This is a genomic window from Haloferax sp. DFSO52, assembly GCF_048158745.1.
In the GTDB taxonomy this organism is placed as follows: domain Archaea; phylum Halobacteriota; class Halobacteria; order Halobacteriales; family Haloferacaceae; genus Haloferax.
The window spans coordinates 476,723-499,052 of sequence record NZ_JBLOPB010000001.1 but is presented as its reverse complement, the minus strand read 5'-3'; the positions used below and the strand labels follow the sequence as shown (position 1 = coordinate 499,052).

Annotated in this window: 29 protein-coding genes; 12 read left to right on the top strand and 17 right to left on the bottom strand. The window is 61.4% G+C overall.

Going from position 1 to position 22,330, the window contains the following annotated elements:
• Positions 1 to 22 precede the first annotated feature (22 nt).
• Complete coding sequence (phnE, locus tag ACK3SC_RS02630) at positions 23 to 946, top strand: phosphonate ABC transporter, permease protein PhnE (protein WP_416839928.1); 924 nt, start codon at positions 23 to 25, stop codon at positions 944 to 946.
• Positions 947 to 1,109: 163 nt separating this feature from the next.
• Here the strand turns inward: phnE and ACK3SC_RS02625 are convergent, their stop codons facing one another.
• From ACK3SC_RS02625 to ACK3SC_RS02615, 3 genes are read right to left on the bottom strand one after another with little or no spacing between them, the layout of a single operon-like run.
• On the bottom strand, positions 1,110 to 1,706 hold the full coding sequence (locus tag ACK3SC_RS02625; RefSeq protein WP_416838570.1) for a uracil-DNA glycosylase: 597 nt from the start codon (positions 1,704 to 1,706) through the stop codon (positions 1,110 to 1,112).
• A 24-nt stretch (positions 1,707 to 1,730) separates the two neighbouring features.
• Positions 1,731 to 2,372: a DUF99 family protein gene (locus tag ACK3SC_RS02620; protein WP_416838569.1), complete on the bottom strand. Its 642-nt coding sequence runs from the start codon at positions 2,370 to 2,372 to the stop codon at positions 1,731 to 1,733.
• Positions 2,369 to 2,539 carry a DUF5786 family protein gene (locus ACK3SC_RS02615; RefSeq protein ID WP_416838568.1) on the bottom strand — a complete coding sequence of 57 codons (171 nt, stop codon included), beginning with the start codon at positions 2,537 to 2,539 and terminating at the stop codon, positions 2,369 to 2,371. The genes ACK3SC_RS02620 and ACK3SC_RS02615 overlap by 4 nt, the downstream gene beginning before the upstream one ends.
• A gap of 126 nt (positions 2,540 to 2,665) precedes the next feature.
• Between ACK3SC_RS02615 and ACK3SC_RS02610 the strand changes: the two genes are divergently transcribed.
• Entirely contained in the window at positions 2,666 to 3,292 is a 627-nt protein-coding gene (locus ACK3SC_RS02610) for an MBL fold metallo-hydrolase (RefSeq protein WP_416838567.1), read from the top strand.
• Position 3,293: 1 nt separating this feature from the next.
• A complete protein-coding gene (locus ACK3SC_RS02605) occupies positions 3,294 to 3,662 on the top strand; it encodes a hypothetical protein (RefSeq protein WP_416838566.1) in 369 nt (122 codons plus the stop codon).
• Between the two features lie 17 nt (positions 3,663 to 3,679).
• Here the strand turns inward: ACK3SC_RS02605 and ACK3SC_RS02600 are convergent, their stop codons facing one another.
• Positions 3,680 to 3,826: a 50S ribosomal protein L40e gene (locus tag ACK3SC_RS02600; protein WP_411965301.1), complete on the bottom strand. Its 147-nt coding sequence runs from the start codon at positions 3,824 to 3,826 to the stop codon at positions 3,680 to 3,682.
• 107 nt (positions 3,827 to 3,933) lie between these two features.
• Positions 3,934 to 4,215 carry a thioredoxin family protein gene (locus ACK3SC_RS02595; protein ID WP_416838565.1) on the bottom strand — a complete coding sequence of 94 codons (282 nt, stop codon included), beginning with the start codon at positions 4,213 to 4,215 and terminating at the stop codon, positions 3,934 to 3,936.
• Positions 4,216 to 4,354: 139 nt separating this feature from the next.
• Here ACK3SC_RS02595 and ACK3SC_RS02590 point away from each other — a divergent pair, with 139 nt between their 5' ends.
• The 3 genes from ACK3SC_RS02590 to hisE are packed head-to-tail and all read left to right on the top strand — an operon-like array spanning position 4,355 to position 5,536.
• Positions 4,355 to 4,519 (top strand): preprotein translocase subunit Sec61beta, encoded by a 165-nt coding sequence (locus ACK3SC_RS02590; protein ID WP_416838564.1) that lies wholly within the window; start codon positions 4,355 to 4,357, stop codon positions 4,517 to 4,519.
• Positions 4,520 to 4,570: 51 nt separating this feature from the next.
• Positions 4,571 to 5,179, top strand: a complete 609-nt coding sequence (gene pdxT / locus ACK3SC_RS02585) for a pyridoxal 5'-phosphate synthase glutaminase subunit PdxT (RefSeq protein ID WP_416838563.1) — start codon at positions 4,571 to 4,573, stop codon at positions 5,177 to 5,179.
• A gap of 54 nt (positions 5,180 to 5,233) precedes the next feature.
• Positions 5,234 to 5,536 (top strand): phosphoribosyl-ATP diphosphatase, encoded by a 303-nt coding sequence (gene hisE / locus ACK3SC_RS02580; RefSeq protein ID WP_151110708.1) that lies wholly within the window; start codon positions 5,234 to 5,236, stop codon positions 5,534 to 5,536.
• Positions 5,537 to 5,563: 27 nt separating this feature from the next.
• Here the strand turns inward: hisE and npdG are convergent, their stop codons facing one another.
• The 4 genes from npdG to ACK3SC_RS02560 form a co-directional block, all read right to left on the bottom strand.
• Entirely contained in the window at positions 5,564 to 6,232 is a 669-nt protein-coding gene (gene npdG / locus ACK3SC_RS02575; protein ID WP_416838562.1) for an NADPH-dependent F420 reductase, read from the bottom strand.
• A 99-nt stretch (positions 6,233 to 6,331) separates the two neighbouring features.
• A complete protein-coding gene (locus tag ACK3SC_RS02570) occupies positions 6,332 to 6,541 on the bottom strand; it encodes a hypothetical protein (protein WP_416838561.1) in 210 nt (69 codons plus the stop codon).
• Between the two features lie 68 nt (positions 6,542 to 6,609).
• Entirely contained in the window at positions 6,610 to 7,464 is an 855-nt protein-coding gene (locus ACK3SC_RS02565; protein WP_416838560.1) for a TIGR01548 family HAD-type hydrolase, read from the bottom strand.
• Between the two features lie 78 nt (positions 7,465 to 7,542).
• Positions 7,543 to 7,968, bottom strand: coding sequence for a UPF0146 family protein (locus ACK3SC_RS02560; RefSeq protein ID WP_416839927.1), 426 nt, complete (start codon positions 7,966 to 7,968; stop codon positions 7,543 to 7,545).
• 39 nt (positions 7,969 to 8,007) lie between these two features.
• Between ACK3SC_RS02560 and ACK3SC_RS02555 the strand changes: the two genes are divergently transcribed.
• From ACK3SC_RS02555 to rtcA, 3 genes are read left to right on the top strand one after another with little or no spacing between them, the layout of a single operon-like run.
• Positions 8,008 to 8,529, top strand: coding sequence for an archaemetzincin family Zn-dependent metalloprotease (locus ACK3SC_RS02555; protein ID WP_151134762.1), 522 nt, complete (start codon positions 8,008 to 8,010; stop codon positions 8,527 to 8,529).
• A 59-nt stretch (positions 8,530 to 8,588) separates the two neighbouring features.
• Complete coding sequence (locus tag ACK3SC_RS02550; protein WP_416838558.1) at positions 8,589 to 9,038, top strand: universal stress protein; 450 nt, start codon at positions 8,589 to 8,591, stop codon at positions 9,036 to 9,038.
• Positions 9,039 to 10,055, top strand: coding sequence for an RNA 3'-terminal phosphate cyclase (gene rtcA, locus ACK3SC_RS02545; RefSeq protein WP_416838557.1), 1,017 nt, complete (start codon positions 9,039 to 9,041; stop codon positions 10,053 to 10,055).
• Positions 10,056 to 10,239: 184 nt separating this feature from the next.
• Here rtcA and ACK3SC_RS02540 read toward each other — a convergent pair whose 3' ends face one another.
• Both ACK3SC_RS02540 and ACK3SC_RS02535 read right to left on the bottom strand, forming a co-directional pair.
• Positions 10,240 to 11,034, bottom strand: a complete 795-nt coding sequence (locus ACK3SC_RS02540) for a DUF2182 domain-containing protein (RefSeq protein ID WP_416838555.1) — start codon at positions 11,032 to 11,034, stop codon at positions 10,240 to 10,242.
• Positions 11,035 to 11,066: 32 nt separating this feature from the next.
• A complete protein-coding gene (locus ACK3SC_RS02535; protein ID WP_416838554.1) occupies positions 11,067 to 11,678 on the bottom strand; it encodes a DUF1326 domain-containing protein in 612 nt (203 codons plus the stop codon).
• Positions 11,679 to 11,895: 217 nt separating this feature from the next.
• Here ACK3SC_RS02535 and ACK3SC_RS02530 point away from each other — a divergent pair, with 217 nt between their 5' ends.
• Complete coding sequence (locus ACK3SC_RS02530) at positions 11,896 to 12,867, top strand: hypothetical protein (protein ID WP_416838553.1); 972 nt, start codon at positions 11,896 to 11,898, stop codon at positions 12,865 to 12,867.
• Positions 12,868 to 13,011: 144 nt separating this feature from the next.
• On the opposite strand, the gene ACK3SC_RS02525 is transcribed toward ACK3SC_RS02530, so the two are convergent.
• From ACK3SC_RS02525 to ACK3SC_RS02515, 3 genes are all read right to left on the bottom strand, one after another.
• Positions 13,012 to 13,863, bottom strand: coding sequence for a VOC family protein (locus tag ACK3SC_RS02525; RefSeq protein WP_416838552.1), 852 nt, complete (start codon positions 13,861 to 13,863; stop codon positions 13,012 to 13,014).
• Between the two features lie 119 nt (positions 13,864 to 13,982).
• Positions 13,983 to 15,797, bottom strand: coding sequence for a ribosome biogenesis/translation initiation ATPase RLI (locus ACK3SC_RS02520; RefSeq protein WP_416838551.1), 1,815 nt, complete (start codon positions 15,795 to 15,797; stop codon positions 13,983 to 13,985).
• 2 nt (positions 15,798 to 15,799) lie between these two features.
• The gene (locus ACK3SC_RS02515; RefSeq protein WP_416838550.1) at positions 15,800 to 16,108 is read right to left on the bottom strand and encodes a hypothetical protein; all 309 of its coding nucleotides are present in this window, start codon (positions 16,106 to 16,108) and stop codon (positions 15,800 to 15,802) included.
• A 123-nt stretch (positions 16,109 to 16,231) separates the two neighbouring features.
• Here ACK3SC_RS02515 and ACK3SC_RS02510 point away from each other — a divergent pair, with 123 nt between their 5' ends.
• Positions 16,232 to 16,525, top strand: a complete 294-nt coding sequence (locus ACK3SC_RS02510; RefSeq protein WP_058571267.1) for a MarR family transcriptional regulator — start codon at positions 16,232 to 16,234, stop codon at positions 16,523 to 16,525.
• An 89-nt stretch (positions 16,526 to 16,614) separates the two neighbouring features.
• Here ACK3SC_RS02510 and ACK3SC_RS02505 read toward each other — a convergent pair whose 3' ends face one another.
• A complete protein-coding gene (locus ACK3SC_RS02505) occupies positions 16,615 to 18,480 on the bottom strand; it encodes a PINc/VapC family ATPase (protein WP_416838549.1) in 1,866 nt (621 codons plus the stop codon).
• A gap of 118 nt (positions 18,481 to 18,598) precedes the next feature.
• Here ACK3SC_RS02505 and ACK3SC_RS02500 point away from each other — a divergent pair, with 118 nt between their 5' ends.
• Positions 18,599 to 19,738, top strand: a complete 1,140-nt coding sequence (locus ACK3SC_RS02500) for a M20 family metallopeptidase (protein ID WP_416838548.1) — start codon at positions 18,599 to 18,601, stop codon at positions 19,736 to 19,738.
• A gap of 83 nt (positions 19,739 to 19,821) precedes the next feature.
• On the opposite strand, the gene ACK3SC_RS02495 is transcribed toward ACK3SC_RS02500, so the two are convergent.
• Both ACK3SC_RS02495 and ACK3SC_RS02490 read right to left on the bottom strand, forming a co-directional pair.
• Positions 19,822 to 21,000 carry an anion permease gene (locus ACK3SC_RS02495; protein ID WP_416838547.1) on the bottom strand — a complete coding sequence of 393 codons (1,179 nt, stop codon included), beginning with the start codon at positions 20,998 to 21,000 and terminating at the stop codon, positions 19,822 to 19,824.
• Positions 20,997 to 21,839 carry a hypothetical protein gene (locus tag ACK3SC_RS02490; RefSeq protein WP_416838545.1) on the bottom strand — a complete coding sequence of 281 codons (843 nt, stop codon included), beginning with the start codon at positions 21,837 to 21,839 and terminating at the stop codon, positions 20,997 to 20,999. The genes ACK3SC_RS02495 and ACK3SC_RS02490 overlap by 4 nt, the downstream gene beginning before the upstream one ends.
• Positions 21,840 to 22,330 lie beyond the last annotated feature (491 nt).

Here is a 22,330-nt window from a genome sequence, read left to right as displayed (position 1 = left end):
TCGCGCCGACGGTGGGACCTCGATGAGCGGACTCGACGGCGCACTCCGAGACATCACGATTACGAAGCGAATCAAGTGGGGGATGGCGTTCATCCTCTCGCTGGTCTTTGGGTTCTTCTTCTTCCAGGCGCTGGACGAAGTCGGCTTCTCGCTGGCCGAAATCCTCTACTACTGGCCAGAGTTCCAAACCGCACTCGGAGAGTTCTTCCCGCAAGCGTCGCTGTTCGGCGTGATTCCGTTCGTCGACTTTGGCTCGTACTGGCAGTTCATTCAGGAACGGAACCTCTTCGGTGCGGCCATCGTCACGCTGGCGATGGGGTTCGCCGGGACCGTTCTCGGCATCCCCGGCGCGCTCCTCCTCGGCGTCCTCGGGTCTGAACGAGTGACTCCCTATCCGTTCAACTTCATCTTCCGTGGGACGATGAGCGTCATCCGCGCCATCCCGGCACTCGTCTGGGCACTCATCTACATCCCGCTCGGCGGTGTCTCGCCGTTTACGGCCACCCTCGCTATCGGGACCGACACGATGGGGAACCTCGGCCGACTGTTCACCGACGCGCTCGAAGAAGTCGAAGACGGGCCGATCGAGGCGATCGAATCGACCGGTGCGAACCGCCGGCAGACCGTCGTCTTCGGGATGCTCTCGCAGGTGTTCACCCCGTTCATCGCGTGGACGATGTACATCCTCGAAATCAACACGCGGATTGCAGTCACGATGGGTCTCATCGGCGGTGGCGGTATCGGCTACATCCTGCAGACACAGCGCAGTCTGTTCAAGTACACGAACATGATGGCGACGATTCTCGTCATCTTCCTGCTCGTCGTCTCCGTCGAGTTCGTGAGTCAACGCGTCCGGTCGTACATCCGTGGCGAAGAAGAGGGAACGAGTTTCCTCAAACTCGTCGTCGAGTTCCCACAGCGGATGGCCCGCTCCCTCTGGGAGTAATCACGACGCGCAGCCGACGCCACATCACGAACTCGTCACCGATACCACATCACGAACCCACAATCGACGCCACACTCGTGCGTGGCACTTTTTTGGAGGGTGGTTGTGGTTAGAAGTTCTTGGAGGGTGGTCGTGGTTAGAAATTCTTGGAGGGTCGTCGTAGTTAGAAGTCGCCGAGACTCGACTGCCCGTCGGACGAATCGGCGAGTCCGGAGAGGTCAGCGGCCCGAGCGATGGTCTCGAAGAAGCCCTCGCGCTGGCCTCGGTCGTACAGTGTCGCGGCGGGGTGGACAGAGAGCAGCACCCGATACGAAGACTCGCCGAGACGGGCATCGACGACGGACCCCGACTCGTTCGTGATGGCGACGCTCCGGTCGAGGAGATGCTGTGAGGGGACTTTCCCGAGCGTGACGACCAGTTTTGGGTCGACCAGTTCGAACTCGCGGGCGAGATAGCCACGGCAGTTCGACAGTTCTTCTGCCTTCGGGTCGCGATTGTCCGGCGGGCGACACCGAACGCAGTTGGTGATACGAACGTCGGCGCGGGCGAGGCCGGCCTCCCGGAGTGCGTCGTCGAGGACAGATCCAGACCGACCGACGAACGGCTCGCCGCCCTCGTCTTCTTTCGCTCCGGGTGCCTCACCGAGAAAGAGCAGGTCGGCGTCCTCGGGTCCGACCCCGTTGACGATACGACTTCGTGAGGCCACGAGTTCGGGACACTTCTCGCAGGCGGTCACACAGAGGCCCTCCATCTGTTCCATATCCGCTTCGAGGACGGCGACGGCTTAATTCCCCACGAAGCGCCGCGCCGCACGAGCGGCCATCCGTGCGACGCGAAGCGGTTCGGGGCGTCCACCGGTCGGCGTGAACGCCCGAATCACGCGAGTCGCCTCGTCGTCGTCGCAGCCGGCGGCCCGAACGAAGAGACGCTCGCCGTTCACGTCGAGTTCTCGCCGTGGCGGTGCAGCACGATAGCTATCGAGGCGGCGGGCGAGCGCCTCCCCGGAGAACTGTTCGGAGAGCGCAGTCTCCAGTCCGTCGCTCGCTTCGAACGAGACAGAGAGCACCGGCCGGTCGAGCGTGGTCGCGAGACGGTCGATGTCGACGATGTTGAACCACGCCGGTGCGATGCCCGACACGAGGACGTACCGAACGTCGTCGCGGCCGAGCCCGTGGTACAGCGACGCGATTGCGTCGGTCGCATCGTCGCCGCCGACGGTACACGTCTCGAATTCGAGGCCGTCGACGACGCGGTCCGCCCGAACGACCGCCCCACAGAGGACGCTCTCGGGGGGCGAATCGAGACGGTCGGCACTGCGCTGCGTCGAGTCGGTCGAAAATGTGGTCTCGGTCGAATCGTCGCTGGGGACGCGCGCCGTACCGGGATACGATTCCGCAACCCCGAGCGCACGAGTCCCCGACTTCACTCCTCTTTGATCTCCTGCAGGCGGTCCAGTAGCTCGTCGTTCGATGCACCGATTTCGAAGTCCACTTTGCCTTCGTGTTTCTCTTTGCTCGTCTCTACGCCGTCTTCTTCGTCGAAGTCGACGTTCTGGTCTCCCTGCTCTGACTCATCGTAACTCCCGAATCCCATACAGTTCACACTACACGACCGAGCCTGAAAAATGGTTTGTCGCACGAGTTACGCTGGAGACAGCGTGTCACGACACCAGTTGTTCCTGTCAACCGATTTTTCGTGTCGGAGAACATAGAGGCCCGTATGGAAGTCATCTCGGTCACTGCCGACGCCGACGTCTTCACCTGTAACGCCTATCTCGTCCTCGGCGACCGGACCGTCCTCGTCGATGCCGGAGCGATGACTGGCGTCGACGACGTCGTCGCAGAACACACCGACCACCTCGACGCGGTAGTCGTCACACACCAACACTCGGACCACGTCGCGGAGCTCGCGGCCGTCGTCGACCGATTCGAACCGGACGTGTACGCCTACGCGGACCATCCGTTGCGAACGCACGAACTCGGCGATGGCGACGACGTCGTGATGGGTGACGAGTCGTTCGACGTCGTCTACACGCCGGGACACGCCGACGACCACGTCTCGCTCGTGAGCAGTCGCTCGGTGTTCTCTGGCGACGTCGTCGTCTACAACGATGGCGCGTACGACGACGGGAGTTTCGGCCGAACCGACATGGCGGGGCAGTCCCGCGAACGTCTCATCTCCAGTCTGCAGACGCTCCTCGACAGACTTCCAGAGACGGTTGAATCGATGTACGCCGGTCATGGCGACGTGTTCGAGAACGAACCCGACGGCGACACCGTCCGCGACGTCGTCGAACGTGCCCTCGGACGCGCTGAAGAACGCACGCCAAAGTACCCGGAGGCCTGAGATGGCGACGACAACCCGGCCCGAACTGAGCCGGCTGGACTATCTCGGTGTCGTCCTCGCGGCGATAACGGGACTCGTCCATCTCGTCCTCGGCGCGGCCGCGCTCTCGCAGAATCTGGGCGACCCACTCGCGCTCGCGTTCATCGGGGCCGCAGCAGGCTTTGCGGGCGGTATCGTGGCCGTGCTGCGTGGGAGTGAGCAGACGCGACGGTGGGCGATTCTCCTCGGGATGCCCTTCGTCGCCGGACAGATCGTTCTCTACGTGGCGCTGAACTGGCCGGACATCTTCAGTGTCGTCGGAATCGTGGACAAACTCGTCCAAATCGCACTACTGGCAGTGCTCGTGGTGTTGTACCGCCAAGAACGATAAGCAGAAAAACCCGAGAATTACGCAGCGCGGCGCTCTTTCGACTTGGGTCGAAGGTGCTTGTATCCGCACTTGCGGCACGAGGTTGCTTTCTTCGGGTTTCGCGCGTTGCAGCGCATACAGATCTGCTTCTCGAGCGTCCGTTTCGTCGCAGCGTCACTAGCCATGCATACGAGTCCCGTCGCCGTTCGTATAACGCTTGCGAGACACACCGCTGTCGCTCACGGTCGGGTGGGTCGTCCGAGGTGGTCGTCCGAAGAAACGGCGAGTCCGCTTACGCGCCGGCTTGTTTCAGCGCGGCCTCGATGTCCTCTCGCTGGGTCACGCCCACGAACCGGTCGACGATTCCGTCGTCGTTCTCGATGATGAGCGTGGGCAGCGAGCGAACCTGATACTGATTGGCCACGTCCTGTTCTTCGTCGACGTCCACCTTCTCGAACTCGACACTCTCGAAGTCACCTTCGAGGTCGTCGAGAATCGGGTCCTGCGTCTTACACGGGCCGCACCAGTCTGCGTAGAAGTCCAAGAGTCGAACAGTCATCGTTTCCCGCCGCACGTTGCTTGCCCCCGCGCATAAGGATTACTCATGCGGCGGCACGGCCCCGTTTCGTATCTAGGGTCGCGACACTCCCTCAGTCGGCGCTGACGAGTGCGAAGCCGAAACGTTTAGGCGGCGGACGCACAGACGATGGAGTATGAGCAAGGGCCAGAACAGTGGCGGTCTGATGTCGAGCGCAGGTCTCGTCCGCTACTTCGACGCTGAGGACCGCAACGCGATTCGAGTCGACCCGAAGACCGTCGTCGCGTTAGGCACCCTCTTTGGTATCGGTATCTTGGTGCTGAACGCACTCGCTATCTAAGGAATCGTCTCGAACGGTCGATTTTTGTCCTCGCATTCCCGAGATTCGTCTATGGATACGCTACGCGCCGGTGTCATCGCCGTCCAGGGCGACGTTACCGAACACGCCGACGCAATCGAACGCGCGGCCGATGCCCACGGCGTCGAGGCCGAACTCGTCGAAATCCGACGCGCTGGCCTCGTCCCCGACTGCGACGTGCTTCTCATGCCGGGCGGCGAATCGACGACCATCTCACGTCTCCTCGAACGCGAAGGCATCGACGACGAAATCAAAGCGCACGTCGAGGCCGGAAAACCCGTTCTCGCGACCTGTGCAGGCCTCATCGTCGCGTCGAGTGACGCAAAAGACGACCGCGTCCAGACGCTCGACCTCGTCGACGTGACCGTCGACCGCAACGCCTTCGGCCGGCAGGTAGACAGTTTCGAGGCCCCCCTCGACGTGACCGGCCTCGACTCGCCGTTCCCGTCGGTGTTCATCCGCGCACCACTCATCGACGAGGTTGGCGACGGTGTAGAGATACTCGCCGAGTGGGACGGCAACCCGGTCGCCGTGCGCGACGGCCCCGTCGTCGGCACCTCGTTCCACCCCGAACTGACCGCAGACAGTCGAATTCACGACCTCGCGTTCTTCGACGAACTGGAAGTCGAAGTCGAAGCATAACCACCTGTCGCCGGAATCAGAGGGTCTTTTTCCGCCGCCACTCGTTTTTGGACCATGGACGCGGACACGCCGACCGACGAGGTTCTCGACGAACTCTTTGCGACCATCGAGTCTCGCAAAGCCGAGTTACCCGACGACTCCTACACGACGACGCTGTTCACGCACGAGAAAGGCGAGAACTACGCCCTCGAAAAACTCGGCGAAGAGGTGACAGAGACCATCCTCGCCGCCAAAGACGACGACCGAGAGGAACTCCTCTACGAGAGTGCGGACCTCGTCTACCACCTGCTCGTCGTCCTGGCGATGAACGACGCATCGCTCGACGACCTGCGCGAGGAACTGAAGAATCGATTCTGAATCCGAACGGGCGATTCGGCGAACTCGTTACTGGAACCGAACGCCCAGGTCGTTGAGCCCGTCGTTGTTGTGCGCGACGTTGATGAGAAGCGGCGTGAGCGCCTCGATTTCTGCGGCGTTCGCGAGTCCGCCACCATCGAGAGCGCGGAGTCCGTCGATTCCGTCCGCGAGGAGGCGAACCGTCTCTTTTGCGTCCTCGTCGTCGGCGACGAGGAGCGTGTCGATACCGAGGTCCGCATCGAGGTCGGCGAGGCGACCGGCCGCGAGGTTGTGGAACGCGCCGACGACTGGAATATCATCGGGTGCGGCGTCGACGACGAGCGCCGTCACGCTCCCGGCCTTCGGAGGATGGTAGTGGAATCCGTCGTCGTCGCGCTTGATACCGGTCGCAGGCGTGACGAGGATGTCTCCGTCGCCCAGTGAATCCGAGACGGCCTCGATGGTGTCGGCGACGTGGTACGGTGGGACAGCGAGGACGATAACCGTCGCCCGGTCGGCCGCCATCTCGTTGGTGAAGCCGTTTACCTTCACGTCGCGGCCGCGACTGGAGATTTCAGTCTCGTACTCTTCTGCCTTCGCACGCGCCTTGTCCGGGTCGCGCGACCCGATGATGACCTCGTGGTCGGTGTGATACGCCCAGCGGAGGGCGAGACCCTCGCCGATATCGCCGGTGCCACCGAGAAGTGCAATTCGCATACGTACACGTGCGGACTGGGGTGACGTAAAGGGTTACGCGACCGGAGGGTTCTGCCTGTGTTGTCCCACGTACTGGACTCTTCACTCGTCTTCGTTCGCTCACTCGTCGTCGGATTCGAACAGATTCTGTACGCGAACGAAGCCGTCGCGGTAGACGAGCCACCACGCGAGAGCAGGGGCGGCCAGCAACGGAGGGCCAACCAAGATAATCTGTGTGAACGGGTCTGGCGGAGACAGGACCGACCCGACGACGAAGATGACCGCGTCGAGCGCGAGGAGCGTGACGATGAACGCGCGGAAGTGACCCATCAACGACCACCCAGTGTCTGTCTCATATCAACGACCACCCTGTGTCTGTCTCATCGTACTCCCCTCCATCAGTCGAGCAACTCCGGAACCTCGTTTACGTCTTCGACGACCGCAGCCGCACCGATTTCGGCGAACTTCTGTCGTCCCTCGTCGCCGGTGAGGCCGCCGGAGAGAACACCAATCCCGTAGTACACTCGTTCCGGGTCGGCGGCGTCGGCGTTCAGTGCCGTCTTCACGTCGTCCAGCGTGTCGCCGATGAAGACGATGGACCGAGCGTCGAGTCGTTCGGCGACGGTGACGAGAGCGGCCGGGTGTGGTTTGCCTTCGTCCCAGTCGTCCATCGTGAACCGGTGGTCGTCCGCTACGTCGAGGGCGACCCGGTCGAGGGCGATGTCGGCCTCTGCGGATGGCCGACCGGTTACCACGCCGATTTCGCGGTCACCGAGTGCTTCGAGTGTCTCCGGACGGAGCAAGACCGGTTCGTCGTGGATGTAGCCGGCTGTCTCGAACGGCGGGTCTCCGCCTTCGAGGTCGCGGTAGAGGTCCGCGCCGAGATAGAGCGCCTGAAACGTCTCTCGGAGTTCGGTTGGGTTCCACTGGTCGAAGACGACCGCGGGGTCGTCGAAGCGCGACTCGACAGTCGCTTCGGCCGCGTCGAGGCCGCCGCCGCGTGTCTCGATTTCGTCGGTGAACTCTTCGACCGAGATATCCTGCTCACGTGCGGTGAGAACGTAAAGTGCCGCTGCGTAGGTCAGTTCCCAGTCGTTGTTGAATCCGCCGGCGTCCTTGAACTGCTGGACGTCGTCGCGGGTGATGGTTTCGCCGTAGGTTCGGTCGACTGACTCGACGATGGCGCGCCGGTAGGAGTCGGCGACGTCAACGAGTACCCCGTCGATGTCGAAGACGACAGCGTCCGCGTGCATACTGGAACGGCGTAACGGGGAGGCAAGTGCCTTACTCTTATCGTCGAACCCAAGCCCACCAGCCAACGCCCTCGTTCATCACCGCCGACGTCGAGTACCCGGTCCCTCCTCCGCGACGTAGAGCGTATCGCCGGGAATCGACTCACGGCGAACCGGTATCGACGGTTCGTCGTAGCCGAGTGTCGTAAAGAGAAAGTCTGCACCGGCACGGCGAGCGACACGGGCAGTCGGGGCGTGCAGTTCAACCGGGAAGTTCAGCGCGTAGAGTGCATCGACGCCGTCGTAGGGGCCGAGCTCGGATGCGTCCGCCCGAGCGACGACGTCGTCGCGGACGAACCGAACACCGTCGGGAACCGGAACGTCGGAGACATCGACGGCGACGACATCGACGCCGTGTTCGGCGAGTTCGGCGGCCACGTCAGTGGCTCGACCAATCCCGACTTCGACCACTCGGTCGTACGTCTGTAACCGATTCACGAGGGCGTCGCGCAACGAACTTCTCACGTCGGGATATTTATGACGCGCCATCGCTTAATCCCTCGCATGCTTGTCGATATCGTGCCTATTGGGGATATTTCTGCCGCGGTCAAGCGTGAGGCATCCGCGGGTTTGCGGTCCGTCTACGACTGCGATGTGACCGTACAGTCGAACCAGGCCATCCCGGAAGGCGCGTTCGATAGAAGCCGAAATCAGTACCGCGCAGAACAGTTCATCGAACTGACGAGCCGTGTCGGTCGCGGTGAGAAGAACATCGGCATCACGGCGCAGGACCTCTACTACCGCCGCCGGAACTACGTCTTCGGCCTCGCGTACCTCAACGGGAACGGCTCGGTCATCTCGACGTACCGTCTGCAAACCTCCACCGACGGTGGTATCACGAACAAACCCGCCGACGAAGTCCTCTCTGACCGCGTGCGAAAGGAAGTCGTCCACGAGATCGGCCACACGCTCGGCCTCGAACACTGTGACAACAACAAGTGTGTGATGTCCTTCTCGCCGACGGTCCGCGAAGTCGACGTCAAAGAAGAGAACCTCTGTGGGACCTGTAGTCGCCTCATTCACTGATTCTCCACCCACGGTAGCAGTCTCTTCCTTTTTTCTCGTCACGACACGTGTATACACGCATGAACTTCATCGTCGCAGTTGATGGGTCCGAGTCTGCCGACCGAGCGCTCGATTACGCCTTCACGATGGTCGAACCGCTGGACGCGATGGTTACGATAGTCTACTCAGTAGAACCGCACGTCTTCGTCGAAGGCGGGAAAGAACCGATTGCAGGCGTCCCGACGATGGGTGACCACATCGTCGCTGAGAGTCTCGAAGACGCCGAAGCACGTGGCGAACAGGTCCTCGACGAGGCACTGGAACACGCCACCGAGGCGGGCATCGAAGCGACCACCGAACTACTCTACGGCAATCCGGTCGACGCACTCACCTCCTACGCCGAAAGTGTCGGTGCAGATGGCATCTTCGTCGGCCACCGCGGCATCTCGAAACAGTACGAAGGATTCGCCGGAAGCGTGGCGAAAGCACTCGTCGAACGGGCGTCGTGTCCGGTCACTGTCGTCCGCTGAATGCTCCGACTCGACGGGGGTGCTGGCGGCGGCCAACTCGTTCGCACGGCGCTCTCGCTGTCACTCGTGACGGGCGAGGCATTCGAGATGGAGAACATCCGAGGCAACCGGTCGACACCGGGCCTCAAAGCACAACACGTCGCGTGTGTCTCGGTCGCTGAATCGGTGGCTAACGCCGAGGTAGTAGGCGGGAACGACGGCGCTTCGACGCTTCAGTTCGAACCCGGTTCGGTGTCGAGCGACCCCGTGAGCGTCTCGGTCGGCACTGCCGGAAGCACCACACTCGTCAGCGAGACACTTCTTCCCGTCGCCGTCGCCATCGACCGTCCACTGACGCTCACCGTCTCGGGTGGGACCGACGTTCGATGGTCGCCACCGGCCGACTATCTCCGATACGTGAAGCGACCGTTGTGTTCGACGTTCGGCGTCACCTTCGACGTAGACGTGCGTCGGCGCGGATTCTACCCTGCCGGTGGCGGCAGACTCGCAGTGCGAATCGACCCTGCAGACCCTGCCTCACTCGACGTTCTCGACCGGCCATCACTCGACGGCCTCCACGTCTATTCGGTCGCCAGCGACGCACTCTCGGACGCCTCAGTCGCGGACAGACAGGTCGAAGGCGTCCGAACCGCGCTCGCCGCTGAAGGTGTCGAGGCACCACTCCGTGCGTCTGTCACCTACGCCGAGAGCACGTCACCGGGAACGGCCGTCGTGCTCGTCGCTCGATGCGGAGACACAGTCGCCGGATTCGACGCCTACGGCGAACGAGGCGTGCCCGCCGAAGACGTTGGCGCACAGGCAGTCGACGCGTTCACAGACTGGTATCGCGGTGACGCACCTGTGGACCGCCACATGGCCGACCAACTGCTCGTGTGGGTCGCCCTCGCTGGCGGACGGGTCCGGATTCCGGCGGTGACCGAACACGTCCGGACCAATCTCGACGTGATTCGCGCCTTCGGCTACGATATCAAGGTGCGAGAGACAGACGTGGGTGCCGTGGTCGAGCTAGTCGAGTGACGAATCTGGGAGTCAGGGCGCGTACGTCCCGGTCAGTCTGGGAGACATCCAGCCAGTCTCGTCTCGACCACTACTCACTTCGTCACGTCTGCTGCAGCGACTCTATCGAAACCCTCAGTCGCTGAGAGATTGTTGAAACCGTGCTGAATACACAGTGCGCATTCCTCATCGTGACCGGGTGGCGTTAGATCACGGAGATTACGAGGATTGCAATCCCTACGATTCCAGCGACGACTCCAGTCCCACGAGCCAACCGGTCACCCCATGCGACTCCTCGCTCGAGCGAGAGTGCGAGTGTAATGAGCGCCATCCAGACGATGTTCATAGACCCCACGACCACCATGAAGACGAACAGAGCCCAACAGCAGCCGACACAGAAGAGGCTGAACTCCCAGCTCGTCCGAATGGCTCCGCGAACCCCCGGTCGATGGCGACTCATGAGAAGACTGAGTGGGGATCGACAGTACCGGAGACATCGGTACTTGTACGAGGACAGTTGGTAGCCTGCCAGAAGTAGGAGTGTCCCACCCATCAGGAATCCCGCATACTGGTCCGCGATGGTCGCAAGTGGCACCATCGTGTTCACCACGAGTGGGACGATTCCCGTCACCGTCCAAACGAGCGCGTATGTCCCCATGAACGCGCCGAGCCGCGCCGCTTTTTGTGTTTTCGTCGCCCCCTCTATCGTCTTGTAGTACAATCTGAACAGCGGGACCGACGACGGGTACATCATGGCGATCATCATCACTGCCCACATGAGCAGGTAGAGACCAACACCAGTGAGTCCGTTCGAGAGTGCCATCGCCTCCGGTACTCCCGGTTCGGACATCTGCATCGGCGTGTCCATGGCTCCACCTGGCATCGGGAGCCAGCGGTTGATGATCACGAGCCAGCCGAGCAGAGCGAGTAGATAGGTGACGAGCGCGATGATCGGGACGTCGGTGAAGAACCGGTTTCGTAATGAGTCTCGGATGTGCATGGTCGAAGAGCTACCCAGTCATCCGACCCCAGTCAGGCGTTCCCCAGCTCGAAATCACCGAGGAACGAATTGTTCCCGGAGACGTCCCACGTGAACTCGTCGTTGTACGACACTGTGGCGGTTGTAGACTTGCCAGTATTCATCTCCAGGCTTTTCGTGAACGGATGGGGCGAGACCGTTCCTAACTCACCCAACACACCGTTCTGCTCGGCCGCCTCCACGGAGACCCAGTCGCCGATCTCGACCGAGAACTCCCCGTCGTCCCGGGTGAAAGAGAACGGAGCGGTCGCAACCTCAACGCTCTCGACGTGGGCATCGACTGCGACTCCGAAGATGCCACCCGCTCGACCGACGAAGATGTTTTCGAGTGCCGCACGCTGGTCGTCGTTTGCTTGCTCGTCGAGGAGAACCACCAGTGGCCAGGTGGCGTCCGGATCGAATGGATTGCCTTCATCGTAGCTTGCGAGCCACGTCGCATTGAGCCCGCTCAAATCGATATCCCCATACGAGCCTTCCTCGATGTGCCACGCGAGAGAAACCGTACACACGCCGTCGTCGGGTGATTCCATCCAGATACACTGACAGGCGACATCGCAATTGCACGCTTCGAGGTAGTCGCCCTCAATGGCCCATCTGTTCGTCATATCTGTGAACCTCCAAAACGACGCTTCGACCGACTCAGAGATAAGTGTTATTCGAATAACATTTCTATTGGATTCCCAATAGAACGAAATTTCAATAACTCTCGGTAATTTTGGATTCGTTCGGCGAGGGCTCTCGTCCGTCACAGATTGGGTCGAGCGACCGCACGAGGCATATACTGGAACGAATGTTATTTGATACTGCTTGCCAATATCTAGCATGGATTCGTCAACGAAGTTAGATGTGGGAGAATCGGATGCCGCCACGAGAAAAAAAGCGTTCCAGCTCCTGTCGGACGAGACCCGGCTCGAATTGTTGCAGGCTCTCTGGGAGGACCACGACCCGCAGAATGCCTCGCCGACGCGGTTCACCGAGCTCCGGGAACGCGTCAGCGCGGACGATCCCGGCGGGATATACTATCATCTCGACAAGCTCACGACGCACTTCGTGCGCCGTACTGAGGAGGGGTATGAACTCCGGGAGGCTGGTAAGCGAGTGGTCAGAATGCTCCTTTCCGGGACCGCGATCGATAACCCAGAAATCGAGTCCGTGGAGGTGGATATCTCGTGTTGGTACTGCGGGGGACAGCCGGAATGGAGCTACCGGGAGGGGTGGCGTTATCTGGAGTGCACCAACTGCGACGCTCGGTGTGTCGATACCGTCCCGCCCGGCGTCATCAGCAAGAGTGAGTTCCCACCATCGGGGTTACAGGACCGCAAACCGAATGAGATCAACCACGCGGATCGGATCTGGAGCACCCATCGACGGGCGTCCGTGATAGACGGCGTCTGTCCAGACTGTGCGGGCGAGATGCCCGTCAATGCGATCCATATTTGCGAGGACCATCACCCGGATTGGGACGAGTACCAGTTTTGCGAGACCTGTGGGTCGATCTTCTGGATGCTCACCTCGCACGTCTGCGAGAGTTGTAAATATCGCTGGCGGATGCCGACGTTGTTCTATCCGACGAGACAGCCGGCAGTGATCGCGTTCTATTACGAACACGGTATCGAGTTCGACCTCGCCACGGCCGAACAACGCACGTACCTCCTCGACTATGAGGAAGAACTGCTTTCGGAGGACCCGCTTCGCATCCGCATCTCGATTCCGCTGGCGGACGAGAAGCTCCGGCTCACGTACGATGAACGGATGGATGTGGTCGACCTGACTCGACAAGGGCGAGACCACTGAATCAGTGAACAACTATCAGTTCTGTAGTATGATAAATTCGAATTATGGATGGTCCCACTTGGAAGGCCCGTAGTCACTCTGATGAACAGACTCTCTGTCTGTGTCACGCCAACCTGTCAAGGCTTGAGTATTTCAACAGAGCCGCTACATCGTTACGCGGACATCGATTCCGTCTGGGTCTGACACCACGAGCGATTCAGCTGAAATACCGACAGTTCGACCGGTCTGTTCCAGCGACTCACGGACTGCATCGAGCGTCTCGTGGTCGGGGACGACGACTTCGAACCAGTCGATGCCGCGACTCTCTCCGGCCGGTTCGGACCGTTCGTTCCAGCGGTTCAGTCCGACGTGGTGGTGGTAGTCGCCCGCTGCGACGAACGCAGCACCGGGATAGCCGTCGTCTCGGAGGTTCATGCCGAGCGCCTCGGTGTAAAACTCGAGCGACCGAGAGAGGTCAGAGACTTCGAGGTGAACGTGTCCGAGGTCGGTTCCGGCGGGTGCGTGGTCGTCCCCCCGCGCGTTCGCGATGAGTGATTCGAGGTCCAGCGCGAGCGTGTCCATCTTCACGCGGCCGTCGTCCGTTCGCGGCCACTCCTCGCGTGGCCGGTCCCGATAGATTTCGACGCCGTTGCCCTCCGGGTCGCGGAGGTAGAGCGCTTCGCTCACGAGGTGGTCTGACGCACCCGAAAGCGACGTGTGGTCTCGAATTCGAGTGAGCGCGTCTCCGAGTGCGCCCCGGTCTGGGACGCGGATAGCGAGGTGGAACAGGCCGGCTTGCTCGCGTGTTCGTCGCGGAGCATTCGGGTCTTCTTCGAGAACGACGAGCGGGTCGCCACCGGCGGCGCAGACGGCTCGAGTGTCTTCGCGTTCGATACTGAGTCCGACGACGTCGCGGTAGAACGGGACGACACTGTCGAGAGAGCCAACACGGAGCGTGACGCGGCCGAGATGGGTGGCATCCGAGAGGAGCGTCGTTTCGGTAGGTGTGGCAGTCATCACTCTCTCTTCGGCAGTGAGCGTGAAAACGGTCGTAGTATCACGGATGTAACTGTTCGTGTGCCGGAGAGCGCCGAATCGTGAAGGAAAACGGAAACGCGAGACGCGACTCGACTTGACTACTCAGCGTAGTAGTACTCGCCGGAGCGCTTCTGTTCGCGGTCGAGTTGCGAGTCTGGTTTGTTGATGCGTGGGCGCTGGGTGCGCTCGTCGCGGCGGAACGTGATGTCGAGGTCAGACAGGAAGTCGTTCATGCCGTCGCGCATCTCCTGCGGTTTCGAGGCGTGCCCCTCGATGGAGGGTTCGCCGTCGAAGACCATCAGGCGGTCTGCGAGCAGGTCCATCATGTAGATGTCGTGGTCGATGACCATGACCGTCGCGTCGTGGTTCTCGGCGTAGCGGCGGATGGCCGAGGTCGCCTGCACGCGCTGTTCGACGTCGAGGTGGGCCGACGGTTCGTCGAGCAGGTAGAGGTCGGCGTCCTGCGAGAGACAGGCCGCGATGGCGACACGCTGGCGCTCACCGCCAGAGAGGTCGGTGAGGTTGCGTTCCATGATGCGACTGAGTTGCAGTGGGTTCGCAATCTCGGTGTTCCAGTACGACGACCCGAACTGGTCGGTAATCGACGAGAGGAACGCGTCGACGCGCATATGCTGGTCGATTTCGATGTACTGTGGCTTGTACGAGATGTCGAGTGCGAAGTCGAGTTCGCCCGAGTCGGGCGTGAGGTCACCCGTGAACAGCTGTGCGAGCGTGGATTTCCCGATCCCGTTCGGACCGACGATACCGAGCACTTCGCCGTTGTAGATGGTGCCCGCGTCGACATCGAGGGAGAACTCGCCCTCGCCGTAAGATTTCCGGAGTTCGGGATACTCGATGAGGGGTTCGGCCTTCGTCGTCTCGCGCGGGGCGTGTTCTTCGAAGGTGATTGCGCCCGGTCGGATGCGCATGTTCTCGTTCGAGAGATACCCTTTCAGATACTCGTTGATGCCGTTTCTGACCGATTTCGGGGGAGTGACGACACCGTACGCACCGGGTTCACCGTACGCGACGTGGAGCGTGTCGGCGAGCAAGTCGAGAATCGCCAGGTCGTGTTCGACGACGAGGACCGCTCTGTCTTCTTCTTCGGCGAGTTCGCGGATGAGACGTGCCGCGGTGACGCGCTGACCGATGTCGAGGTACGGCGAAATCTCGTCGAGGAAGTAGAAGTCGCGGTCGCGGGCCAGCGTCGCCGCGAGGGCGACACGCTGGAGTTCGCCGCCAGAGAGCGTGTCGATGTCGTTGTCGACGACGGGGCCGATGTCGAGGCGGTCGATGTAGGAGTCGAGTGCGCCACGTTCGTCGGTCGCATCGAGGAGTTCGCGTGCTTTCCCGTCGAACTGCTTGGGAATCTGGTCGACGTACTGCGGTTTCCGTGCGATAGTGACCTCGCCATCTTGCACTCGCTCGATGTAGTTCTGGAGTTCGGTGCCGCGGAATCGGTCGAGAACGGCCTCCCACGACGGCTCGTCGTCGTAGTTGCCGAGGTTCGGAATCATCTCGCCGGCCAGCGCGCGGACGGCGGTGGTCTTCCCGATACCGTTCGGACCGAGGATACCCGTGACGGCACCCGATTCGGGAACCGGCAGTCCGTACAGCGAGAAGGCGTTTTCGCCGTAGCGGTGGGTCGGTGCTTCGTCGAGTTCAGACGGGAGGTTGATGATCTCGATCGCGTCGAAGGGACACTTTTCGACACAGATACCACAGGTCTCTCCGAGACAGATCTCTTCGGAGATACGGACCTGGTCCGGCCCACCCTGTTCGGCGTCCTCGCCGCGGAGCGTGATGCACTCTTTGCCCGTCCGGTTGGGTGGGCAGAAGTTCGAGCACTCGTAGCTACAGCGGTCCGGAGAACACCGGTCTAAGTCGACGACTGCGATACTATCGTCCGCCATGATTAGAGCTGAACACCTGACGTCAGCAAGATAGCGAACGAGATGAACCAGAGCGCGAACGTCATGAACCCGACGTAGAGGTAATCTTTCGCCCCGGAGATGTCGATTCCGATGGCGCGAAGCACTGGGAACTGGACGAGAACGAACGCGCCGAGGATACCCACGGCCAGCTGATTGGTCGCGGCCTCGACCGTCGTCCCGACCAGCACACCGGAGAGCACCGCTGCAGCGATGCCGGCGAGACAGGCGAGCGTTGTGACCGTCACTCCGCGTAAGTGGCCGGAGAGTTCGGTCTGCGTTTCCGTGGCCATGTGTTCCCCTGCGATAGCCGGCATCAAAAGGCGTTCGTTCCTCCCGCGCGTCCGCCGATAAAGGGTTGTCGGCGAATCCAAGCCAACAAGGTTTATGCTGGTCGCGCGTCTCGATTCGTAACGATGGCTGGAACAGAAGAGGAGAGTCTAGACGACCTCCCACCGAGTGCGAAGCTCGTTTTCAAAGTACTCGAATACAACGGCCCACTCACCCAGAAAGGTATCGTACAGGAGTCGATGCTCTCGGCTCGGACGGTTCGATACGCGCTCGAACGGCTGGAGGGGATTGGGATTGTCGACGAGGACGTTTACTTTGCTGACGCTCGACAGAATCTCTATCAGTTGACCGACCTCGCGCCACAACAGGCGCAGGCGAAAGCTGACGGCGGAAAAGAAAAGGCCTGCTGCGCCGAGTAATCGACTCACTCGGCGATTCGCAACCGTCTTTCGACACTCGTTGCGACGTGCAGAACTACCGAACGAGACGCAGTTCGGTCGCCCTGTCGTCAGGCCGGGACGACCGTAATCTGTTGCTTTTTGTCGATCGCGTTCTCCAGTTCCTCAGCGATGGCGCTGCCGCGTGAGACCTGAATGTCTCCGCCCCGACCGACGGTCGCGGTGAACAGGTATTCGTCGTTCGCGCGGACTTCGACCGTCTCACCTACGTGGCCATCCATCCGGACGATGACGTGTCGAGAGGTGACTTCGGGCGTGACGACGACGCCTTCGTTGGACTGGCCGCCTGCGGACGAATCATCGGACGACTGGCCGCTCGCTGTGTTCTGTGACGGTTTCTCGTCGTGTGTCCGTACGTCGATATCGATGCCGAGTCGGTCTTCCACGTCCGAGATACGGCCACCGCCCTTCCCGATGACGTAGGAGATGTCGTCGTCTTCGACGTAGACGACCGCTCGGTTCTGCCCCTTCAGGTCGACTTCGACGTGACCGCGAGCGATGGAGCGAATCTCGCGCTCGATTTCCTGTTTGGCGAGACGGGAGACACCGCTTTCTTTCTTGTCGCGTTCCTTCCCGAGTGGAACCGTGACGACCTGCCGGTTGAACGTGTAAATCTCGTACTTCGGTGTGCCCGTCTCGAAGTCCCGAATCTGAATGACCGGGCGAGCGAGGTCCTCCGCGAAGAGTCCCTCGGGGACCTTCACTTCGGTACTCACGTCGTAGACGGTGTGGACCGCGCCGTCTTCGATGTAGACGACGGTGTCGACGACCTGCGGAATCATGCCGAGTTCGACACGGCCGACGAGGCGCTGGAGTGCGTCGATTGCTCGCGTCGCGTGGACGACACCGACCATCCCGACGCCGGCGAGACGCATGTCGGCGAAGACGGAGAAGTCCTCGGTCTTTCTGACCTCGTCGTAGATGGTGTAGTCGGGGCGGACCAAGAGGAGCGAATCGGCCGTCTTGGCCATGTCGCCGCCGAGTGCCGTGTACTGCGTGATGTCCGGACCGACCTGCAGGTCACGCGGTTTCTCCATCGTCTTGACCGCGTAGTCGCTGTTGTTGAGGAACTCCGCGACGGCCTGTGCGAACGTGGACTTCCCGGCACCGGGCGACCCGGCGATGAGGACACCGCGCTGGCGTTCAGCGAGGCGGTCACGAAGTTCGTCGGCGAACTCGTAGTCGTCGAGTTCCGTCTTGACGATGGGACGAACGGCCGTGATTTCGATGCCGTCTGCGAACGGTGGGCGGGCGACGGCGATACGGAAGTCACGGAACTGGACGATGTCCATCCCCGGTTCCGAGAGTTCGATGAACCCGTCGGTTGCGGCGCGAGCGGAGTTGACGATGTCGTCGGCCCACTCTTTCATCGTCGCCTCGTCGGTCACCTCGTCGGCGATGGTCTGGTAGTGCATCTCGCCGATTGCCCCGCGTTTGGCCTTCGGCCGGGTGTCCGTCTTGAGGTGGACGGACATCGTCTGGTCGTCGAAGAATCGCTCGATGATGAGACCACCAGACCCGCGGACGGCGGCTTCGACGAACTCGACGCTGAGTCCTTTCGCTTTGGCGACTTCGGCCTGCACGACGTCGCTCGTGAGGAGCGTCGCAGAGCGCTCTGCCGCAATATCGCGGATGAGTGCGTCAATGTCGCCTTCGTGTGCAGCTTTCGTTTCACTGGAACTCGGCCGGCGGCCAACGTACTTCAACTCGATGACGCCGTCGTCCGCGAATTCGGAGAGGCGTTGGAGTTCAGAGAGTCCCTCCCAGCCGGTATCTCGGCCGTCGTTGGCCTGCGATTCGAGTTCGCTGACGACTGCTTCGGGGACGAGAATGTCGGCACCGTCGTAGGTTCCGTCGTCGATTCGCTCGGACACGCGACCGTCGATGACCGCGCTCGTGTCCGGCACTATCTTCATGAACTCCGGTTTGCGTGGCGTACGGATAAGGCTTTTAGATGGCGCGGGCACGCGGGGGCGAATCCTGTGAGGTGCCCGCATTGGCCACGCTTTTTAGCAGGTGTCTCTTCCACCTGCCATGGACGAACTTGGCTCACTGACCTCCGACCTCGTCTCGATAGCCAGTCACGAGGACGAAACCGCCGCCGGTGACTTCATCGAAGCGTGGTTACGAGACGAGACGGACGCGGACGTGACGAGAGACGACGTTGGGAACGTCATCGCCCGTGTCAACCCCGGTGTCGGTGAGTCGCTGGCGCTCGTCGGTCACCACGACGTCGTTCCGCCAGCACCCCGTCAACTGACCGACGACGGGGAGTATATCGTCGAAACCCGCGACGGACGAATCTACGGGCGTGGCGCGGCCGACATGAAAGGCGCAGACGTGGCGGCTATGCTCGCCTTCCGAGACGCTGTCGAACAACGTTCGACAGGCAACCAGACTGTGTCTGGTGACGCCGCAGCGTCGGCAACGAACGAAGTCGTCTTCGCCTCGTTCGTCGGCGAGGAACTCGGTGGGAACGGTGTCCGCGCAGCCCTCGACGAGGGGCTCTCGCTCGACTACGCCGTCGTCGCCGAAGGCTCGACGAACTACTCAGGGCCGAACCGAACCGACCTCGTCGTGGCCCACCGTGGCCGTCGGGCGAGCGTCCTCGAAGTGTCCGGGACTGCGTGCCACGCCAGCGAACCGGAGAAAGGCGAGAACGCCATCTACCGCGCTTGCGACGCCGTCGATATCGTCCGAGAGCTGGACGTTCCCGACAGTGAAGTCCTCGGAAACGCCGTCTCGGGGAGCATCGCTGTCACCGAGATCGACGGTGGGAGCGCGTGGAACGTCATCCCCGACGAGTGTTCGGTCATCATCGACGAACGAACCGTCCCCGGTGGATACGCAGACCTTGCGCAGACGGAATCCATCGAGGGCGTCGAGTGGGTCGTCGAACAGGACCTTCCGCCGATGGCCTGCGACGACGCCGACTTCGCCGACCGAGTGTTCGAAACCGCTCGTCGTGTTCACGACGCACGAGGCGACGACGCACCTGAACAGGTGACGAAGCCACACGCCACAGACGCCGGGTGGTTGGCGCAGGAAGGAACGACGTGCGTGGTGTACGGACCGTCTGAACCGGGTGAGGCACACACGAAGAACGAGAGCGTCTCGCTGGACGTGCTGGAGCGATGTTACGAGACGTATCGGGACCTTTTGAAAGAGTGGTGAAGACAGCAAAACGACCTGCGACAGCCACTCGCTCTGCAGACGACGATAGCTGAACACCCAGAGGGTGGGACTTTCGAGGCGGCTCAGAACCCGAATATCGGGACGAATCGGAACATGAGGTAGGAACCGACCGTCGCGATGGCCGGCACAACGTTCTGCATCAGGACGACCCGGGCAGTCGTCACAGGGTTGAACAGTGCCCCTGGGCTGGGGATGTCCTCGACGTCCTCCTCGCCGATGGGTGGAAGCGTCTCGCCCTCTTCGTCGGCCGCCAGCGCGTCGACCGTGACCGATGGTCCTCCGTCGCTGGCGAGTACCTCAGGGGCGGTCATCGGTCGGGTGGCCCGCCCCCAGCCCAGTCCGACGATAGACATCGTTGCGATGATGACGAAGCTTGCGGGGATGCCGAGCGCCGAGAGGAAGACGACAAGCGTCGAGGAAACCGACGCGACGACGATGGCCGCAGTAAGCGGGAGTTCCGTGATGTCACTACCCATCGTCTCTAGGGTCCGTCGGGCGATGGTAAACGCCCCGATGGCGACGGCGATACCACCAAAGATGATGGCCGGGTTCATCGCCAGTTCACCACTGCCGACCAGCGGTGCGACGGCGTTGGCGATGTTCGAGGTTCCCGAAGAGAAGGCCATCAGACAGCCGATTGCGACGACGGTGAACGTCCCGCCCAGCTCCCGGCGGTTGGTCGTCCGGTGGACTCGCGGGATGGGGACGAGGCCCGACCGGTCGACGTCGAACAACGGCCCCGAACTGCGCTCCATCGCGACCATCCCGTTCAGCCGGGCGTAGAAGTACCGGCCGATGATCAGCGAGACCCAAAAGCCGATGATGGGGGAAACGACCCACCAGACGACGATCTGTCCCATCACGGCGAAGTCCAGCACGCCACCGGCCAGCCCGAGGCCGGCGATTGCACCCACAGCAGTCATCGAGGTCGACGCAGGCACGCCGAAGACGTTCCCGACCAGCAGTGCGACCCCGATGAAAAAGAGGACCATGATGGAGGATTCAGGCGTGAAGATACCGGTGTCGACGACCAGTTCAGTACCGAGTTTCGTCACGACGTTCCGGCCGAGCGTCCACGCACCAATGAAGAAAAACACGCCCATCAGCGCCGCCGCGGCGGACTTCGAGATTGCGTTGGCACCGACGGCCGGCCCGAACGCCGGGCCCGTGGTCGACCCACCGATGTTGTAGGCGACGAACATCGAGACGAGGACACCAGCGACGAGGAGTGCGCTAATCATCGGTCCTCAGACTCGTCATCTTCGGTGGCCTCGTCTGCTTCGCTGTCTGCACTCTCGGCCGCCATCTGTTCTTCCAGGGTTTTCTCCACTGTTTCACCGACTTTCTCTTCGACGGTCTTCTCCACTGTCTCGCCGACTTTTTCGTCGACCGTCTTTTCCACTGTCTCTCCGACGGTTTTCTCCACTGTCTCTCCAACCGTCTTTTCCACTGTCTCACCGACTTTTTCGTCTACTGTCTTCTCGACGGTCTCTCCAACTTTCTCCTCGACGGTCTTCTCCACTGTCTCACCAACCGTCTTTTCCACTGTCTCGCCGACTTTCTCTTCGACCGTCTTCTCCACTGTTTCGCCGACGGTTTTCTCGACGGTCTCTCCAACTTTCTCGTCGACCGTCTTCTCGACAGTTTCGCCAACGGTTTTCTCCACTGTCTCACCAACCGCCTTCTCGACTGTCTCTCCGACGGTTTTCTCCACTGTCTCTCCGACCGTCTTTTCCACTGTCTCACCGACTTTCTCGTCGACAGTCTTCTCGACCGTCTCTCCGACGGTTTTCTCCACTGTCTCACCAACCGTCTTCTCCACTGTCTCTCCGACTTTATCGTCGACCGTCTTCTCCACCGTCTCGTTGACAGTCTCCTCGACGGTCTCTTGGACCGTCGTCATCCAGTTCGGGTCGAAACGGGCCATCTTCCAGACGACGTGGAGGACGTAGGAGACTAACACCCCAAACCCGAACGATAGCCCGACTGCGGTCCCGGCGACGACGATTAGTCCGACTGAGACCGCGATTAAGAGCCCGTAAGTCAGGTCGACGATGGAGTCCACACGGCTCGGATTCACGGCCCACCCGAACCGAAGGCAACCTGCCCGGAAAGAACGAACCGGTCCTCAATAGATGTTGAAAAACTCATACTAGCTCTAGATTCCGCTCACCCAAGTAGCTTGGCAACGGCACCGCTGCCCCACAAGAGTGTCGGAACCGGTCGAGTCAACCCATTTCTCGGAGTTGCAGTGTCCCTCCCTCGAGACAAGCCTCGGCGGTCCCGCTTCAAGACGCGCTGTCCATCCACCTGAATCGGGGTGAACACAGAGAGCGCAGTCTACACGGCCTTAGTTCCGAGCGTCCCGCCCACGGATGCGTTTCCGTCTGAACACAACACCGCGAACACTCTTTCGACGTGCGGTTACGGCCCTGGTCAACATCCACTCTGTATCGACCAATCCAGTTCTGCGCAAGGACTCGATTGGGCCGTGACCGACTTGCACCCGCTATTCAGCACGCCTCGAAAAACCATCAGCCGCTGAAGGGTTCAACAAGGCCAACTCGTTAG